Origin of the sequence: Streptomyces solicamelliae, from assembly GCF_045348655.1 — a bacterium.
Classification (GTDB): Bacteria; Actinomycetota; Actinomycetes; order Streptomycetales; family Streptomycetaceae; genus Streptomyces; species Streptomyces solicamelliae.
On record NZ_CP160404.1, the window covers coordinates 4,805,789 to 4,822,665 of the forward strand.

Genomic DNA, 16,877 nt, shown 5'->3' on the forward strand with positions numbered 1-16,877 from the left:
TCTTCGTCTCGTCATACCGGAAGTGCTCCTACCGGATGTATCGGAGTACGACGCCGCGCCCTGAGTCGTTCGATCCGTGTGCGAGCCGGTGTGCGAGCCGATCCGGACACCCGTGGGACCGGTCGGCGGCGGCTCGCTGGGCCGGCCGGGTGGAAACCTGATGGCATGCCCCCGTGGCGCGGGGATCATGCCCACTCATTCGTGTAATGGCTCGCTCACTCAGCGTGCTGAAAGGCTTCCGCACGCAGGTCCACGTGATCGAGAGGAAGTCCCATGTCGGTTGGTTCGGTTGGTTCGGTCGGCGACGAGGTCCGCGGGGAACAGGCGTCCCCGCAGCAGAGTCTCGGTACCGCCGCCGCGCGGAACCTGGCGACCACCACCAAGTCGGCCCCGCAGATGCAGGAGATCACCAGCCGGTGGCTGCTGCGGAAGCTGCCCTGGGTGCAGGTGCAGGGCGGCACCTACCGGGTGAACCGGAGGCTCAGCTACTCCGTCGGCGACGGCCGGGTCACCTTCGTCCAGACCGGCGCGCGGGTCGCGGTCATCCCGGCCGAGCTCGGGGAGCTTCCCGCGCTGCGCGGCTACGAGGACGAGGAGGCACTCACGGAGCTGGCGGCCCGCTGCCGGCAGCGCGAGTTCGCGGCCGGCGAGATCATCGCCGTCTCCGGCGCGGCCACAGACCGGGTCTTCCTGCTCGCGCACGGCAAGGTCGAGCAGGTCGGCGAGGGCCCGTACGGCGACGAGGCGGTGCTCGGCGTCCTCGCCGACGGCGCGTACTTCGGCGACGCCTCGCTCACCGACCCCGACGCCATCTGGGAGTGGACCGCCCGCGCGTCCACCGCCTGCACCGTCCTGGAGCTCACCCGCGACGACGTGCGCAACCTGGCGGAGCGGGCCGTCTCGCTCCGCGCCCACCTCGCCGTCGTCGCCGCCCTGCCGGAGCAGCGCACCAACACGTACGGCGAGGCCGCCATCGACCTCTCCGCCGGCCACGTCGGCGAGGCCGTCGTCCCGCACACGTACGTCGACTACGACGCCTCGCCCCGCCAGTACGAGCTGAGCGTCGCCCAGACCGTCCTCAAGGTGCACTCCCGGGTCGCCGACCTCTACAACCAGCCGATGAACCAGACCGAGCAGCAGTTGCGGCTCACGGTCGAGGCGCTGCGCGAGCGCCAGGAGCACGAGCTCGTCAACAACCGGGAGTTCGGCCTCCTCGCCAACTGCGACTACGGGCAGCGGCTCCAGCCGCACGACGGCGTCCCCAGCCCCGACGACATGGACGAGCTGCTGTCCCGCCGCCGCGGCTCCAAGCTGTTCCTGGCCCACCCGCGTGCCATCGCCGCCTTCGGCCGCGAGTGCAGCCGGCGCGGCCTGGCGCTCGAGTCCGTCGAGGTCGACGGTGACCGGATCACGACCTGGCGCGGGGTGCCGATCTTCCCGTGCAACAAGATCCCGGTCTCCGACGCCCGTACGACGTCGATCATCTGCATGCGTACCGGCGAGGCGGACCAGGGCGTCATCGGCCTGCACCAGACCGGCCTGCCGGACGAGATCGAGCCGAGCCTCTCGGTCCGCTTCATGGGCATCGACGAGCAGGCGATCATCTCGTACCTGGTCACGGCCTACTACTCGGCCGCCGTCCTCGTCCCGGACGCGCTCGGCGTGCTCGAGAACGTCGAGGTCAGCCGCTGGCGCTGAGGCCGTGACGGGCGGCGGGGGTTCCGGGGCCCCCGCCGGCCGCACCGCCCCGTACCGCCCTACCCCCGTACCGCCGCCCCGTACGGACCGTCGCAGAGGAGTGACCGTGACCATGACCCATGCCCATGCTCGTGCCGGTGCCACGACCGGCGGTCAGGGGGCCGTGGCGCTGCTGGACCGGACGCGGGCCGTCGTCGACCCGCGGCTCCGCTCCACCGTCGAGACCCTGCCCGGCTCCATACGGAGGGTCGCGATGTACCACTTCGGCTGGGAGGAGGCCGACGGCACGCCCGCCACCGGGCAGGCCGGCAAGGCCATCCGCCCCGCCCTGGTGCTGGCCGCGGCGCGGGCCCTCGGCGGCGACCCGGCCCCGGCGGTGCGCGCGGCGACCGCCGTCGAGCTGGCGCACAACTTCACGCTGCTCCACGACGACATCGTCGACGAGGACCCGACGCGCCGTCACCGACCCACCGCCTGGAACGTGTTCGGCGTTCCCGACGCGCTGATGACCGGCGACGCCATGCTCGCGCTCGCGCTGCGGCTGCTCGCCGAGGACGGCCATCCGGCCTCCGCCGCGGCCTCGGCCCGGCTCGCCGCATGCGTCATCGAACTGTGCGCCGGGCAGCAGGCGGACTGCGCCTTCGAGCAGCGCCCGCCGCAGGAGGTGACCCTCGACGAGTGCCTGGCGATGGCCACGGCCAAGACCGGCGCGCTGCTCGGCTGTTCCTGCGCGCTCGGGGCGCTGTACGCGGGGGCGGGGGAGCGCGAGGTCGCGGCGCTGGACGCGTTCGGGCGGGAGGCCGGGCTCGCCTTTCAGTTGATCGACGACCTGATCGGCATCTGGGGCGACCCCGACCGCACTGGCAAGCCCGCCGGCGCGGATCTGGTCGCCCACAAGAAGTCGCTGCCGGTGGTCGCCGCGCTCACCTCGGGCACGGTCGCCGGGGCGGAGCTGGCCGGCCTGTACGCGGAGCCGGCCCTGGACGAGGCCGGCGTGCGGGCGGCGGCGGACGCGGTGGAGCGGGCCGGCGCCCGCGACTGGGCGCAGACCGAGGCGGCCGACCGGATGGCCCGCGCGGTGCATGAGCTGTCCCTGGCGGTGCCGGACCTGGAGGCGGCGGGGGACCTGCTGGCGCTGGCGGAGTTCGTGACGAGAAGAAGCCGCTGAGCCGCAGGCGCTGGGGTACGGCTACCGCTCGGGCACGACTGGCGCTTACCGCTCGGGCACGACGCGCCGGACGACCATCTCGATGATCGAGTCCAGCGCCCGCTCGTCGTGCATCCCCGGCACGGTGAGATGGTCCATGAGCAGACCGGTGAGGGCGAAGTAGAGCAGCCGGACCGTGTCGGCGTCGCCGGGCATGTGCGCGGTGAGGTGCAGCCGGATGTTGGCATCGAGGTCGGACTTCAGTACCTCGGTGAGCCGCGCGCGCAGATCGGGACGCCGGGTGGCCTCCAGGCGCAGCTCGAACAGCCCGAGGTAGCAGGAGCGCTGAGCCGTCAGCCGCCGGGCCATCCACTGCATCAGCTCGACGACCAGTTCGCGTGAGGGCTCGGGTGCCATCGCGGTGTCGACCGAGCCCGCCTCCGGGGTGAGCCGCACGAAGATGCGCTCCGCGACCTGGGAGAGCAACTGGTCGCGGTCGGTGAAGTAGTTGGACGCCGTGCCCGTGGGCACGGCCGCCCGGGCGTCGACCGCCCGGAAGGTCAGCCCGCGGGCCCCTTCGTCCGCCAGTACCTCGATCGCCGCGTCCAGCAGTGCGGCTCGACGTGCGGGATTCCTAGCCACCCGGACCTCCTGGTTCCACTTCTTCTCGGACAATATCCCTTGCGCAACCACTACACATGAAGCACTATAGCCGTCGTGGTCGCGGGGAAGCGGCCGCTCCCGGAAAGAATCCCGAACCGAAAGAGGACCCGGTTTGCGCAAGCTCACCTACTACGTCGCCTGCTCGCTCGACGGCTTCATCGGCGACCCGAAGGGCGACGCCACGTCGATGATGGCGTTCATCGACGAGGAGTACCTGGCGTTCATGAACGCCGAATACCCGGAGACGGTGCCGACCCTGGCACGGAACCACCTCGGCATCGACGCGCCCAACAAGCGCTTCGACACGGTGATCCAGGGCCTGGCCTCGTACCGGCTCGCCCTCGACGAGGGCAACACCAGCCCGTACGCGCACCTGCGCCAGTACGTGGCGACCCGCTCGCTGAGGGAGTCGCCGAGCCCGGACGTGGAACTGATCGCGGAGGACCTGGTCGGCCGCGTCCGCGCCCTGAAGGCCGAGGACGGCGACAAGGACATCTGGCTCTGCGGCGGTGCCACGGTGGCCGGCGCCCTGATCGAGGAGGTCGACGAGCTGGTGATCAAGTCGTACCCGCAGATCTACGGCTCGGGCATGCCGATGTTCGGCGACGCCGCCTTCGAGCCGCGCGACTTCGTCCTGGACGACGTCCGCACCTTCGGGAACGGCGTGGTCGTCCGCACGTACACCAGGAAGCGGTGACCCCGGCCCCCGCCTACCCTTGAGGTATGGCCAGCGAAGGACGTCGTACGCTCCCCGGCCCCGAGTCCGAGACGGTCTGCCCCGCCTGCGGCAAGGCCGTCGGGACCGGCGTGGAGCGGCACAAGATCATGGGTGCCTGGGTCCCGGTCTGGGTGGCGCTGCCGTGCCACAACCCGGAGTGCGAACTCTTCGGCCGGCGCCAGGAGGGCCATCTGGGCGAGGCGGCGCCCGCCGCGGAGCAGGACTCCTCACCAGGCACAACGGACGAGACCGGGAGAAGTCCGGCCGCGGGGTGACCGGCCGCACCGCGGAACCCAAGATCCCGCTACAGTCCGCGCATGTCATCGGAGTCGACGGAAGTATGGACCGGCTGGTACCGGGACCGCGGCGGAGCGGAAGCGATCGTCATCACGGCCGGCGGGGGCCAACTGGCCACCCGTATCAGGGGAATCGAGTACACGGGCGCGAGCTTCGACTCGCTGCGCGCGGACGACGGCGCCGGGGAGACGCTGACCGGCTGCGTACTGGAGTGGGACCTGCCGCTCCCGGTGGTCAGCGAGGGCGCCACCAAACAGGCCACCCTGAGCTGCCTCCTGACCCTGGGTGAGCGAACCGACCTCAACCTCACCCTCCACTACGCCGGCGCCGCCTTCGAATCCGGCCTGGCCGGCCCCGACTTCACCGAAGCCCTGAACCGCGTCCACGCCCAACTCCCGCCCGGCACGGAATTCGCGGGCAGGGCGACGGTCTCCGCGTAAGCAGAACGAAACGGCCCGTCCGGGGGCATCCGGGCGGGCCGTTCGTCGGGTGGTGAGGAAGGTCAGGCCTTCTTCGTCTCCCAGAAGATGCGGTCGATCTCGGCGATGAGCTCGAGGGCCTTCTCGCCGGTCTTCGGGTCGTTGGACGCCTTGGCGGCCGAGAGGGCCTTCAGGGTGTCGTTGACCAGCTGGTGGAGCTGGGGGTACTTCTCGAAGTGCGGGGGCTTGAAGTAGTCGCTCCAGAGCACCGACACGTGGTGCTTGGCGAGCTCCGCGCGCTGCTCCTTGATGATCAGGGCGCGGGTGCGGAAGTCCGCGTCCTCGTTGGCCTGGTACTTCTCCTGCACGGCCTTGACCGACTCCGCCTCGATGCGGGCCTGGGCCGGGTCGTACACGCCGCAGGGCAGGTCGCAGTGGGCGCTGACCTTCACCTTGGGGGCGAACAGGCGGGAAAGCATGCAGCTGTCCTTCCTCGTGATCGTCTTCTCAAGTGGGAGATTACTCGGTGAGAAGGTTCTTTTCGCGAGGGGGCCCGGGTGCTTAGGACAAAAGTCCAGGGTCAGGATGGGACTCGCGGACGATCGGACCAGGGAGGTGCCGGATGACGGGTCCGGGGCGGGAAGCGTCGCAGCCGTTCGGGTTCGCCGAGGTGACGGGGCCTTCGATGGTGCCCACGCTGCTGCACGGGGACCAGCTGCTGGTCCATTACGCGGGTCGGTTGAAGGCCGGTGACGTGGCCGTGATGCGGCATCCGCTGCGGCAGGATCTGCTCATCGTCAAGCGGCTGGTCGAGCGACGCGGCGGCGGCTGGTGGGTGCTCGGCGACAACCCCGGCGCCGAGGGGGACAGCCGGGTGTTCGGCGTCGTGCCGGCGGAGCTGGTGCTCGGGCGCGTACGGCTCCGGTACCGGCCCGTCACGCCCGGGCGCCGGCGGTCGGCCGGGGTGCTGCTGGCGTGGCTCTTCTCGGCCGTAAGGCCCGTGCTCTCGCGCCGCTCGCCCGCCTGACGGGCTTCTCGGGCGGCTCGTGGGAGCCCAGAGGCCCCAGAGGGCTCCCTACGCCTTCTGTGCGCCCTGTGTCGCCTCCTGCGCCTCCTGGCGCTTCCGTGCGCGGTACGCGGCCACGTTGGCGCGCGTCGCGCAGCGGTCGGAGCAGTAGCGGCGGGAGCGGTTGGTGGACGTGTCGAGGTACGCGTTGCGGCACGGCGGGGCCTGGCACAGGCCCAGGCGGTCCGCGCCGAACTCCGTCAGGTGGAAGGCGAGTCCCATCGCCGCGATGGCCGCGTAGCCCGCAGTCGCGTTCGAAGGGTGGTCCGCAAGGTGCATGTGCCACCGCGGCCGGCCCTCCTCGTCGAGGTGGTCGTGCCCGGAGATCTGCGGGCTGACCGGGAACTCCAGGAGCAGTGAGTTCAGCAGGTCCACCGCCGTCGTCTGGTCGCCCTCGTCCGCGGCCGCGAACACCGCGCGCAGCCGGGAGCGGATCGAGCGGAAGCGCGTGACGTCCGCGTCGGTCGCCCGGCGGGCCATCTGCGTGGCCGGGCCGAAGAGTTCGCGGACCGCTTCCACCGTGGTCAGGGAGTCCTTGTTGCGGGCCGGCTCCTCGGTGTTGACCAGACGCACGGCGTAATCCGAGTAATAGGCCAGTTCCACTTGTAGTCCTTACTGCGACGGTCTAGGGTCGGTGACGCGAGGGGTAAGAGACGCTTGCCCTTCGAGGGTATTACGAAATCGTCGTATCGTCGGGTTCTAGGGAGCAGAAGTCATGACCGACGCAGCCGTGACCGGAACCGACTGGCAGGCCTGGCAGGACAGCTGGGACCGCCAGCAGGAGTGGTACATGCCGGACCGCGAGGAGCGGTTCCGCGTGATGCTGGACATGGTCGAGGCCGTGGTGGGGCCGGAGCCCCGGGTCCTCGACCTCGCGTGCGGTACGGGAAGTATCACGAACCGGCTCCTGAAGAGGTTCCCGGGGGCGACCAGCGTCGGCGTGGACCTCGACCCCGCGCTCCTCGCCATCGCCCGCGGCTCCTTCGCGGGGGACAGGAGAGTCACCTTCGTGACCGCCGACCTCAAGGACCCGGAGTGGACCGCGGCCCTGCCGCCCGGCCCGTACGACGCCGTGCTCACCGCCACGGCCCTCCACTGGCTCCACGAGGAGCCCCTCACCGCGCTGTACGGACAGCTCGCCGGACTCGTCCGCGAAGGCGGCGTCTTCATGAACGCCGACCACATGATCGATGAGGCCACCCCGCGCATCAACGCCGCCGAGCGCGCGCAGCGGCACGCCCGCATGGACGAGGAGAAGGCCGCCGGGGTCCTCGACTGGGCCGACTGGTGGGCCCTCGCCGCGAAGGACCCGGTCCTCGCCGAGCCCACCGCCCGCCGCTTCGAGATCTACGGCGAGCACGCCGACGGCGACATGCCCTCCGCCCGCTGGCACGCCGACACCCTGCGCACCGCCGGCTTCGCCGAGGCCCGCCCGGTGTGGTGCTCGCCCTCGGACACGCTCGTGCTTGCGGTGAGGTAGGGGCAACCGCGCAAGCGGGTCTTGCCGGCGAGGGTGGTGATGGCCTGGTGTTCTTCACCCGCCGCTCGTCTCTCCCCTGTATCAGCTCAGGTACGGCGAGTTGAGTGGATTCCGCCTCAAGTGGTGGTCGCCACAGGCCTCTTGATCGCCCACGCGGCCACTCGTAACCTCCGAGTGGCGAACGAAACATGCGTTCGCTTTCTTGGCGGATTGCAGCGCCGCACCTGACCAGTCCGGCACGCCGCCATGTTCAAGAGGGGAATCGCATTGCGTAAGAAGCTGTTCGGAGTCCTTGCACCTGCCGTGCTGGCCGCCGCCTCCATCGTGCCCTTGTCGGCGGCCCCAGCCGCAGCGGACCCGCCGTGTGCCATGGACGTCTACGCCAAGCGTATCGGTGAGCGGGAGTTCCAGGTCACGGTTGCACGCAATCGGTGCAACCGCCCGGTGCGCGCGATCATGGACTGTCGGGCCGCGTTCGGTGTCGGCGGGATCTCGCGTGGCCCCGTGGTCACGAGCGGAGTCAGTAAGACGCTCTGCTCGCGCAACACGATGCCCACCGATCGAGGCTGGGACGTCTACGAAAACGGGCAGTGGAAGGCCCGCTGGGGCTGGTAACCGGAAACGGGGGTGCCCCCGAGCCGTTTGGCTCGGGGGCACCCCCGTTTCACAGGACTACAGCACCTTCGACAGGAACGCCTTCGTGCGGTCGTGCTGCGGGTTCGTCAGGACCTCGCGCGGGTGGCCGGACTCGACCACCACGCCGCCGTCCATGAAGACCAGCGAGTCGCCGACCTCGCGGGCGAAGCCCATCTCGTGGGTGACGACGACCATCGTCATGCCCGACTCGGCCAGGTCCCGCATGACGTCCAGGACGTCGCCGACCAGCTCCGGGTCGAGAGCCGAGGTCGGCTCGTCGAACAGCATCAGCTTCGGCTCCATCGCCAGCGCGCGGGCGATGGCGACACGCTGCTGCTGGCCGCCGGAGAGCTGCGTGGGGTAGTTCCCGGCCTTGTCGCCCAGGCCCACCCGGTCGAGCAGCGCCGCGGCCCGCTCCCGGGCCACGGACTTCGACTCGCCCTTGACCTGGACCGGCGCCTCCATGACGTTCTCGAGCGCCGTCATGTGCGGGAACAGGTTGAAGCGCTGGAAGACCATGCCGATGTCCCGGCGCTGCGCCGCGACCTCGCTGTCCTTCAGCTCGTAGAGCTTGTCGCCCTTCTGGCGGTAGCCCACCAGCTCGCCGTCGACGTAGAGCCGGCCGGCGTTGATCTTCTCCAGGTGGTTGATGCACCGGAGGAAGGTGGACTTGCCGGAACCGGACGGGCCGATCAGGCAGAACACCTCGCCGTTGTTCACCTCGAGGTCGATGCCCTTGAGGATGTGCGCGGGGCCGTAGGACTTGTGGACGCCCTCGGCCTTCACCATGGGGGTCATGCCGCACCTCCGCGCGATTCGGACCTCAGAGACAGCAGGTTCGCCTTCACCTTCTGCCACGGCGTGGGCGGCAGGGAGCGCAGCGAGCCGCGCGCGTAACGCCGCTCCAGGTAGTACTGGCCGACGCTGAACACCGAGGTGAGCGCCAGGTACCAGATCGAGGCGACGAAGAACATCTCCATCACCGCGAACGAGGTCGAGGCGATGTCCTGGGCGCTGCGGAGCAGATCCTGGTACTGGACGGCGACGACCAGCGACGACGTCTTCAGCATGTTGATGAACTCGTTCCCCGTCGGCGGGATGATCACCCGCATCGACTGGGGGAGCACGACCCGGCGCATGGTCTGGCTCTGGGTCATGCCGAGCGCGTGCGACGCCTCGGTCTGGCCCTCGTCGACCGACTGGATGCCGGCGCGGACGATCTCCGCCATGTACGCGCCCTCGTTCAGGCCGAGGCCCAGCAGGGCGGCCAGGAACGGGGTCATGACGTCCGTCATCTCGTCCTTGTAGAACCCGATGTTGAAGATCGGGAAGATCAGGGCGAGGTTGAACCAGATCAGCAGCTGCACGTAGACCGGTGTGCCGCGGAAGATCCAGATGTACAGCCAGGCGACCGTGCTGGTCACGGGGTTCTTCGACAGGCGCATGACGGCGAACAGCACGCCGAGCACCAGGCCGAGCGCCATCGACAGGACGCTGATCAGGATGGTGTGCCACAGACCCGTCAGGATGCTGGGGTCGAACAGCTTCTCCGGAACGGTCGCCCAGCGGACGTTTCCCTGCGAGAAGGCGTACACCAGCAGGCCGAGGACGGCGACCACCACGACGCCGGCGACCCAGCGACCGTAGTGGCGGACCGGAATGGCCTTGATGGCCTCCGGGGGGAGCCCCGACGGCGCGGGCGACGCCCCGCCGGGGACTTTGTCGAGCTTGTCAGTCACAACGACTGCCCTTCAGTGACGCGGGGAGGGATCAGGAGCCGCCGTTGATCTTGGCCGCGGGGATCGCGCCGGAACCGGCGTTCCACTTGTCCAGGGCAGTCTTGTACGTTCCGTCCTTGATGATCGCGTCCAGGGCTTCCTTCAGCGCGTCGCGGAGCTGCGTGTTCTTCTTGTCGACCGCGATGCCGAAGAAGCCGGCGTCCGACTTGTTGGCGATGGCCTCGAAGTCGTTGCCACCGCCCGCCGTCTGCGCGATGTACGCGGCGACCGGGGAGTCGTTCAGGTCGGCGACGGCGCCGCCGGCCTTCACGCGGGTCTGCGCCTCCGCGTCGGAGTCGAAGGACTCGAAGGTGAGAGCGGGCTTGCCGTCCTTCTTGCACTTCTCGGCCTGGTCCTTGGCGGCCTGCTCGTACGTGGTGCCGCGCTGGACGGCCAGCTTCTTGCCGCACAGGTCGTCGAGCGACTTGATGCCCTCCGGGTTGCCCTTCTTCACCAGGATGCCGGTGGAGGCGGTGAAGTAGTCGACGAAGTCGACACCCGAGCCGGTCTTCTGGCCCTTCTCGTCCAGACCTTCCTGGCGAGCCTTGGTGTCAGTCATCGAGGACATCACGATGTCGGTACGGCCGGTCGGCAGCGAGGTCAGGAGCGTGTTGAACGTTCCGCTCTCGAACTGGAACGTCACGCCGAGCTGCTTGCTGAGCGCCGCGGCGATGTCCGGGTCGACGCCGACGATCTTCTCGCCCTGCTTGAACTCCATCGGGGCGTAGGTGGCGTCCGTGCCGACCTTGATGACGCCGGCCTTCTGGATGTCGGCGGGCAGCTTGGAGAACAGGGGGGCGGCGGAGCCCGCGGCAGACTTCGTGCCCTCCGCCGGCGTGTTCGCGCCCTCCGTCTGGTCGCCGCAGGCGGTCAGCAGCATGGAGCCGGCGACCGCGACGGCGGCGACCGCTGCAAGACGGGTGGTGCGGGTCTTGGCGGTCCTGCTGCGCGTGGTGCTTGCGGTCATGGTCGGGTTCCTCCGGCGTTTCGGGAGTTGCCTTGGCCGCGCACGCACCTTCGGGTGTCGCGACCTCGTGTGATTACCGCATCTTGCCATTCGGACGGCCCGATTCAGGGGGGCACAAATGTCAAAATCGGATAACGGGTGACCCCCGAACCCCTCCCACCCCACCTGACTAGGCCGAACCTTCTGCGGGGATTGCTCCATCAGGCCGGAAAATCTCCGGTTGATCTCGTCATTCGGACGTCTCGAAGTGCGTAATTCGGTTTGCTCAGGCATCTGTCCGGACATTCGGTGACCAGTCGGCCCTCTGAGTGACCGTGTCGCGCGTCTATGAGCCTCGTCACCGAGCCGGAATGGACTCGTCTGCGGTGCTGTTCGTCCGGTAAGAAGGATCCTTACACCCCTCATCCGGGGCTCAGGGCGCGTTGTGCGGCGCGCCCGCGCGGCTGCCAGACACGGCGGCCGCGGGACCCGCCCACCCCTCCTCAACCGGGAGTGGCCACCCTCAAATGAAGAAGACTTAAGGGGTCAACCCAAATGGCAGCGGAGATCGTCAACCCTCTCAGCGCGAGCGGCACGGACACGGAAGGGACTCAGGAGGAGCCCTTCGATCCGGCCTTCGCCCTGCACCGCGGCGGCAAGATGGCCATCCAGGCCACCGTGCCCCTGCGCGACAAGGACGACCTGTCCCTCGCGTACACACCCGGTGTCGCCAAGGTGTGCAGCGCCATCGCCGAGCAGCCCGAGCTCGTCAACGACTACACCTGGAAGTCCCAGGTCGTGGCGGTCGTGACGGACGGCACGGCGGTCCTCGGACTCGGTGACATCGGCCCGGAGGCCTCGCTCCCCGTCATGGAGGGCAAGGCGATCCTGTTCAAGCAGTTCGGCGGCGTCGACGCCGTGCCGATCGCGCTCGCGACAACCGACACCGACGAGATCGTGGAGACCGTCGTCCGGCTCGCCCCGTCCTTCGGTGGGGTGAACCTGGAGGACATCTCGGCGCCGCGGTGCTTCGAGATCGAGCGCAAGCTCCAGGAGCGCCTCGACATCCCCGTCTTCCACGACGACCAGCACGGCACCGCCATCGTCACCCTCGCCGCGCTCCGCAACGCCGCGAAGCTGACCGGCCGGACCCTGGGCGATCTGCGCGCGGTCATCTCCGGCGCCGGCGCGGCCGGTGTGGCCATCGCCAAGTTCCTGCTCGAGGCCGGCATCGGCGACGTCGCCGTCGCGGACCGCAAGGGCGTCGTCAGCTCGGACCGCGAGGACCTCACCGACGTCAAGCGCGAGATCGCCGGGCTCACCAACAAGGCGGGCCTCTCCGGCTCCCTGGAGACCGCCCTGGCCGGCGCCGACGTCTTCATCGGCGTCTCCGGCGGTACGGTCCCCGAGGCCGCGGTCGCGTCCATGGCGCCGAAGTCCTTCGTCTTCGCCATGGCCAACCCGAACCCCGAGGTCCACCCGGACGTGGCGCACAAGTACGCCGCGGTCGTCGCGACCGGCCGTTCGGACTACCCGAACCAGATCAACAACGTGCTCGCCTTCCCCGGCATCTTCGCGGGCGCCCTCCAGGTCCGGGCCTCCCGGATCACCGAGGGCATGAAGATCGCCGCGGCGAACGCGATCGCGGACGTGGTCGGCGACGAGCTGTCCGCCGACTGCGTGATCCCGTCGCCGTTCGACGAGCGGGTCGCCCCGGCCGTCGCCGCCGCGGTCGCGGCCGCCGCGCGCGCGGAGGGCGTCGCCCGCCGCTGACCCGGCCGAGTACGCGCGAGGGGCCCCGACCTGCACCAGGTCGGGGCCCCTCGCGCGTACGGGCTGCCCTGGGGTGCCCGAGGGCGCCATAGGGCCTGAGTCACACCGGTGCGCGGTTCCGTCCCGTACGCGTGCCGCCCTAGGCTCGGGCCATGTTCGCTGCCTACGCCGCCCGAATCGACCGCGACCAGCCGTTGAACGGCCTTGAGCTGGGCGAACGCCCGGAACCCGAGGCGCGTCCCGGCTGGACCACCGTCACCGTCAAGGCCGCCTCGCTCAACCACCACGACCTGTGGTCGCTGCGCGGCGTGGGCCTGCCGGAGGAGAAGCTTCCGATGATCCTCGGCTGCGACGCCGCGGGCATCGACGAGGACGGCAACGAGGTCGTCCTGCACTCCGTCATCGGCCAGTCCGGCCACGGCGTCGGGCCGGACGAGCCGCGCTCCATCCTCACCGAGCATTACCAGGGCACCTTCGCCGAGCGGGTGACCGTGCCGCGCTGGAACGTGCTGCCCAAGCCGAAGGAGCTCTCCTTCGAGGAGGCCGCCTGTCTGCCGACGGCGTGGCTCACCGCGTACCGGATGATCTTCACCAACGCGGGCGTGCGGCCCGGCGATTCGATCCTGGTCCAGGGCGCGGGCGGCGGCGTCGCCACCGCGGCGATCGCCCTCGGCAAGGCCGCCGGCCTGCGGGTGTACGCCACCAGCCGCGACGAGGCGAAGCGCAAGCGGGCGCTGGAGCTGGGCGCGGCCGAGGTGTTCGAGCCGGGCGCGCGGCTGCCGAAGCGGGTGGACGCGGTCATCGAGACGGTCGGCGCCGCCACGTGGTCGCACTCGGTCAAGTCGCTGCGGCCCGGCGGCACGGTGGTGATCTCCGGCGCGACCAGCGGCGACCGGCCCTCGCACGCGGAGCTGACCCGGATCTTCTTCCTGGAGCTGAAGGTCGTGGGTTCGACGATGGGCTCCAAGGACGAGCTGGAGGACCTGCTGTCGTTCTGCGCGGAGACCGGGCTGCGGCCGGTGATCGACGAGGTGCTGCCGCTGGACCGGGCACGCGAGGGCTTCGAGAAGATGGCCTCCGGCGAGCTCTTCGGGAAGATCGTCCTCAAGACCTCGTGAACGACCTCTTGATACCGGTCAGTTGACCTGATGGGATCTCCGGCACGCGAACGTGAACATCACTCACTTTGTCGTGCCGGAGGTCCTCCTTGTTGCGAACCACCCTCGCGGCGACCCTCGTCGTCGCCTCGCTGCTCGCCCCGACCGCCGCCGGGGCCGAGGCGGGCGGCGACGCGATACCCGCCCTCACCGACGATCGCGGCCGGGTCCTCACCCTGCGCGGCTGGAACGTCGGGGACAAGGCGCACAGCGGCGACGCCGCCCTGTCCTCGATCACCGAGAAGCATTTCCGCGACATGCGGGCCAAGGGCTACAACACGGCCCGGGTGCTGGTCTTCTGGGACGACCTGGAGCCGCGTCCCGGCAGGTACAGCCAGACGTACCTCCGCAAGGTCGAACGCGTCCTGGACTGGGCCGCGAAGCATGATGTCCAGGTCGTCCTCGACGCCCACCAGGACGTCTTCGGCCCCGCCTTCGACCACCGCGGCATCCCCGCCTGGGCCACCAGGACCGACGGACTGCCCTTCACCCCGCACCCCGACGACTGGTTCTCCGAGTACTTCGAGCCCGCCGTCCAGCGGGCCTTCACCCACCTTTACGAGGACGAGGACCTGCGGCGCGCCCAGGCCCGCATGTGGCGGGTGCTCGCCGACCGCTTCGAGGACCACCCGGCCGTGCTCGGCTACGACCTGATCAACGAGCCGATGGGCGAGCTGCGCGAGGGCGAGGACCTGGCGACGGCCGCGCGGCGCATCGAGCGGGAGCAGATCACCCCGATGTACAACCGGATCGCGGACGCGATCCGCCAGGTCGACCGGGACTCCTGGATCTTCGTCGAGCCGACCCCGATCGTCGGCGAGGGAGTGCCGACGGGACTGGGGAGGATCGACGACCCGAAGGTGGTCTACGCCCCGCACTTCTACAACGGCGCGATGGAGGCGGGCGGCGACTACGACCCGTCGGCCCGCTGGATCGAGAACTACGAGGCCGCGGTCACCGTGTACCCCAAGGAGTACAAGGTGCCCGTGATCGTGGGGGAGTGGGGGCCGCTCAACAACTCCCTGCCGAACATGAACCGCTTCTACCGCGAGGCCATGGCCTCGCTCGGCCGCTACGGCTCCGGCTGGACCGGCTGGGAATGGTGCTACGGCGGCGGCTACTGCGCCGTGGACGCCGCCGGAGCCTTCCGTACCAACAAGGAGCTGACCGCCGAGCCGTACGCGGAGGCCGTCGCGGGCCGGGTGCGCTCCACCGCGTACGACGCGGCGGCCGGCGTCTACCGCCTGGAGTACGAGGCCGCGGGTCGTCGGGGCTCCCGCGTCACCGAGCTGGCGCTTCCGGGGGGTGAGTGGAAGGTCGCGGCGACGGGAGCGGCGGCGGTCGTCCGGAAGGGGCAGCGGGTCTCGGTGTACGCGGCGCCGGGGGCGCGGGTCACGGTCACTGTCAACCGTGGTTGACGCCGGGATGGTGTCAACGTAAGTTGACACCATGAGCGATGCGACCGAGCTCGCCGCGCGGGCGGGCGACCGCGACCCCCGGGTCGGGCTGCGGGCCGTCTCCGCGCTGCGGCGACTGCTGGAACAGCTGGAGGCCGTCCAGGTGCGCAGTGCGCGTGCCCAGGGCTGGTCGTGGCAGGAGATCGCGGCCGAACTGGGGGTCAGCCGGCAGGCCGTCCACAAGAAGCACGGGAGGCAGTGATGTTCGAACGGTTCACGAAGGCCGCGCGGGCCGTGGTGAAGGGGGCGGTCGAGCGGGCCGAGGAGGACGGCGCGGAGGTCGTCACCGAGGAGCACCTGCTGCTGTCCCTGCTGGACCGGGAGGGCACCCGGGCGGCGGCCGCCCTGGGCGAGCTGTGCCCGCCGGACCGGCGGGCCTCCCTGGCGGCCGACCTCGCCGACGCCCGGCGGCGGGCGGGGCTGTCCCGCGCGGACGCGGAGGCCCTGGCGGACCTCGGCATCGACGTCGGGGCGATCGTGGCGCGGGTCGAGGAGACCCACGGCGCGGGCGCGCTGGCCGGCGACCGCAAGGGCGCCGGCCGGTGGTCGGGCCGGCCGTCCTTCTCCAAGGACGCCAAGTCCGTCCTGGAGCGGTCCCTCCGGGTGGCCCTGGCCCGGAAGGACCGGGAGATCGGCGACGAGCACCTGCTCCTCGCGCTCACCACGGGCGGGGGAGTCGTGGCGGAGGCCCTGGCCGACCACGGAGTGACGTACGCGTCCGTGGAGGACGCGGTCGCCCAGCGCTCAGCCTGACCGCCGCAGCAGCCCCAGCAACTGCCCGGCCGCGGCACCCAGTTGCGTCCGTGCCTCGGCGAACTGTTCGGCGTCGACCCCGTGGTCCCGCGCGGCGTCCCGCACGTCGTCCCGGAACCGGTCGAGCAGGCGGTCAAGATCCCGCAGCGGATCCCCGCTCTCGACCATGTCGGGCTCCCAGGCAGGGGCGGCCTCCGTGGCGGGGGCCTCCGGGACCTCCCGGGCGCCCTGAGCCGTCGCGGCCGCGTCGGCGGGGGCCGGGGTGGCGTCGCGTCGCCCGGGTACGTCCGCCGGGGGCGGCGTGGGGGGTGCCCACGGGGTGCCCGGGGCGTTCAGGAGGCCGGACAGGTGGGTGGTGAGCTCGGTCAGGCCCTCGCGGACGCCCGTCGGCCAGTCGCCGGCGGTGAAGTGGGACTGGACCTGGTCCTGCACCTGCTGGGCGATGCGCTGGAACTCCTTGGCCTGGCGGCGCGCCGACCGGGCCTGCTCCCGGGTCTGCCGGGTCTGCGCGCCCGCCGCCGCGCGCATCTCGCTGCGCAGCCGGCCCGCCGCGCCGCGCACGTCGGCGCGGATCTCGGCGGCGAGCTCCGAGACCGAGTCGCGGATCTCCTGCTCCAGGTCCGCGAGTTCGCCGACCCGGTCGGCCAGCTCCCCGCGGCCCGCCTCGGTGATCGAATACACCTTCCGGCCGCCCTCGGTGGCGTGGGTGACCAGGCCCTCCGCCTCCAGCTTGGCCAGGCGCGGGTAGACCGTGCCCGCCGAGGGGGCGTACAGGCCCTGGAAGCGTTCCTCCAGGAGCCGGATCACCTCGTACCCGTGCCGCGGCGCCTCGTCGAGGAGCTTCAGCAGGTAGAGGCGGAGCCGGCCGTGGGCGAAGACGGGGGGCATG

Annotated in this window: 20 protein-coding genes; 13 read left to right on the top strand and 7 right to left on the bottom strand. The window is 70.6% G+C overall.

Annotated elements, in window-relative coordinates; genetic code table 11:
• The first annotated feature begins 273 nt into the window (after window positions 1–273).
• Together ABZO31_RS22530 and ABZO31_RS22535 are read left to right on the top strand one after the other, a co-directional pair.
• Complete coding sequence (locus ABZO31_RS22530; protein WP_406863067.1) at window positions 274–1,698, top strand: family 2B encapsulin nanocompartment shell protein; 1,425 nt, start codon at window positions 274–276, stop codon at window positions 1,696–1,698.
• Window positions 1,699–1,810: 112 nt separating this feature from the next.
• Window positions 1,811–2,866, top strand: coding sequence for a family 2 encapsulin nanocompartment cargo protein polyprenyl transferase (locus ABZO31_RS22535; protein ID WP_406865436.1), 1,056 nt, complete (start codon window positions 1,811–1,813; stop codon window positions 2,864–2,866).
• A gap of 45 nt (window positions 2,867–2,911) precedes the next feature.
• Here ABZO31_RS22535 and ABZO31_RS22540 read toward each other — a convergent pair whose 3' ends face one another.
• Window positions 2,912–3,487 carry a TetR/AcrR family transcriptional regulator gene (locus ABZO31_RS22540; protein ID WP_406863068.1) on the bottom strand — a complete coding sequence of 192 codons (576 nt, stop codon included), beginning with the start codon at window positions 3,485–3,487 and terminating at the stop codon, window positions 2,912–2,914.
• Window positions 3,488–3,620: 133 nt separating this feature from the next.
• Here ABZO31_RS22540 and ABZO31_RS22545 point away from each other — a divergent pair, with 133 nt between their 5' ends.
• The 3 genes from ABZO31_RS22545 to ABZO31_RS22555 are packed head-to-tail and all read left to right on the top strand — an operon-like array spanning window position 3,621 to window position 4,963.
• Window positions 3,621–4,205: a dihydrofolate reductase family protein gene (locus ABZO31_RS22545; RefSeq protein ID WP_406863069.1), complete on the top strand. Its 585-nt coding sequence runs from the start codon at window positions 3,621–3,623 to the stop codon at window positions 4,203–4,205.
• A gap of 26 nt (window positions 4,206–4,231) precedes the next feature.
• Window positions 4,232–4,501: a hypothetical protein gene (locus tag ABZO31_RS22550; RefSeq protein WP_406863070.1), complete on the top strand. Its 270-nt coding sequence runs from the start codon at window positions 4,232–4,234 to the stop codon at window positions 4,499–4,501.
• 42 nt (window positions 4,502–4,543) lie between these two features.
• Window positions 4,544–4,963, top strand: a complete 420-nt coding sequence (locus ABZO31_RS22555; protein WP_406863071.1) for a DUF6304 family protein — start codon at window positions 4,544–4,546, stop codon at window positions 4,961–4,963.
• A gap of 62 nt (window positions 4,964–5,025) precedes the next feature.
• Here ABZO31_RS22555 and sodN read toward each other — a convergent pair whose 3' ends face one another.
• Window positions 5,026–5,421, bottom strand: a complete 396-nt coding sequence (gene sodN / locus ABZO31_RS22560; RefSeq protein WP_406863072.1) for a superoxide dismutase, Ni — start codon at window positions 5,419–5,421, stop codon at window positions 5,026–5,028.
• A gap of 143 nt (window positions 5,422–5,564) precedes the next feature.
• On the opposite strand from sodN, the gene sodX reads away from it, so the two are divergent.
• A complete protein-coding gene (gene sodX / locus ABZO31_RS22565; RefSeq protein WP_406863073.1) occupies window positions 5,565–5,969 on the top strand; it encodes a nickel-type superoxide dismutase maturation protease in 405 nt (134 codons plus the stop codon).
• Between the two features lie 48 nt (window positions 5,970–6,017).
• On the opposite strand, the gene ABZO31_RS22570 is transcribed toward sodX, so the two are convergent.
• Entirely contained in the window at window positions 6,018–6,611 is a 594-nt protein-coding gene (locus ABZO31_RS22570) for a CGNR zinc finger domain-containing protein (protein WP_406863074.1), read from the bottom strand.
• A 112-nt stretch (window positions 6,612–6,723) separates the two neighbouring features.
• On the opposite strand from ABZO31_RS22570, the gene ABZO31_RS22575 reads away from it, so the two are divergent.
• Window positions 6,724–7,488, top strand: a complete 765-nt coding sequence (locus ABZO31_RS22575) for a class I SAM-dependent methyltransferase (protein WP_406863075.1) — start codon at window positions 6,724–6,726, stop codon at window positions 7,486–7,488.
• Between the two features lie 267 nt (window positions 7,489–7,755).
• Complete coding sequence (locus ABZO31_RS22580) at window positions 7,756–8,103, top strand: hypothetical protein (protein WP_406863076.1); 348 nt, start codon at window positions 7,756–7,758, stop codon at window positions 8,101–8,103.
• A 57-nt stretch (window positions 8,104–8,160) separates the two neighbouring features.
• Here ABZO31_RS22580 and ABZO31_RS22585 read toward each other — a convergent pair whose 3' ends face one another.
• The 3 genes from ABZO31_RS22585 to ABZO31_RS22595 are packed head-to-tail and all read right to left on the bottom strand — an operon-like array spanning window position 8,161 to window position 10,869.
• Window positions 8,161–8,922, bottom strand: coding sequence for an amino acid ABC transporter ATP-binding protein (locus ABZO31_RS22585; protein ID WP_406863077.1), 762 nt, complete (start codon window positions 8,920–8,922; stop codon window positions 8,161–8,163).
• On the bottom strand, window positions 8,919–9,863 hold the full coding sequence (locus tag ABZO31_RS22590; protein ID WP_406863078.1) for an amino acid ABC transporter permease: 945 nt from the start codon (window positions 9,861–9,863) through the stop codon (window positions 8,919–8,921). The genes ABZO31_RS22585 and ABZO31_RS22590 overlap by 4 nt, the downstream gene beginning before the upstream one ends.
• Before the next feature lie 31 nt (window positions 9,864–9,894).
• Entirely contained in the window at window positions 9,895–10,869 is a 975-nt protein-coding gene (locus ABZO31_RS22595) for an ABC transporter substrate-binding protein (RefSeq protein WP_406863079.1), read from the bottom strand.
• A 534-nt stretch (window positions 10,870–11,403) separates the two neighbouring features.
• Between ABZO31_RS22595 and ABZO31_RS22600 the strand changes: the two genes are divergently transcribed.
• From ABZO31_RS22600 to ABZO31_RS22620, 5 genes are all read left to right on the top strand, one after another.
• Window positions 11,404–12,621 (top strand): NAD(P)-dependent malic enzyme, encoded by a 1,218-nt coding sequence (locus ABZO31_RS22600; protein ID WP_406863080.1) that lies wholly within the window; start codon window positions 11,404–11,406, stop codon window positions 12,619–12,621.
• A gap of 152 nt (window positions 12,622–12,773) precedes the next feature.
• Entirely contained in the window at window positions 12,774–13,739 is a 966-nt protein-coding gene (locus ABZO31_RS22605; RefSeq protein ID WP_406863081.1) for a zinc-binding dehydrogenase, read from the top strand.
• 89 nt (window positions 13,740–13,828) lie between these two features.
• Window positions 13,829–15,196: a cellulase family glycosylhydrolase gene (locus tag ABZO31_RS22610; protein ID WP_406863082.1), complete on the top strand. Its 1,368-nt coding sequence runs from the start codon at window positions 13,829–13,831 to the stop codon at window positions 15,194–15,196.
• A gap of 31 nt (window positions 15,197–15,227) precedes the next feature.
• On the top strand, window positions 15,228–15,437 hold the full coding sequence (locus ABZO31_RS22615; protein ID WP_406863083.1) for a helix-turn-helix domain-containing protein: 210 nt from the start codon (window positions 15,228–15,230) through the stop codon (window positions 15,435–15,437).
• Complete coding sequence (locus tag ABZO31_RS22620) at window positions 15,437–15,988, top strand: Clp protease N-terminal domain-containing protein (protein ID WP_406863085.1); 552 nt, start codon at window positions 15,437–15,439, stop codon at window positions 15,986–15,988. Before ABZO31_RS22615 ends, ABZO31_RS22620 begins: the two co-directional genes overlap by 1 nt.
• Here the strand turns inward: ABZO31_RS22620 and ABZO31_RS22625 are convergent.
• Window positions 15,980–16,876 (bottom strand): PadR family transcriptional regulator, encoded by an 897-nt coding sequence (locus ABZO31_RS22625; RefSeq protein ID WP_406863086.1) that lies wholly within the window; start codon window positions 16,874–16,876, stop codon window positions 15,980–15,982. The genes ABZO31_RS22620 and ABZO31_RS22625 overlap by 9 nt on opposite strands.
• Window position 16,877: the final 1 nt, after the last annotated feature.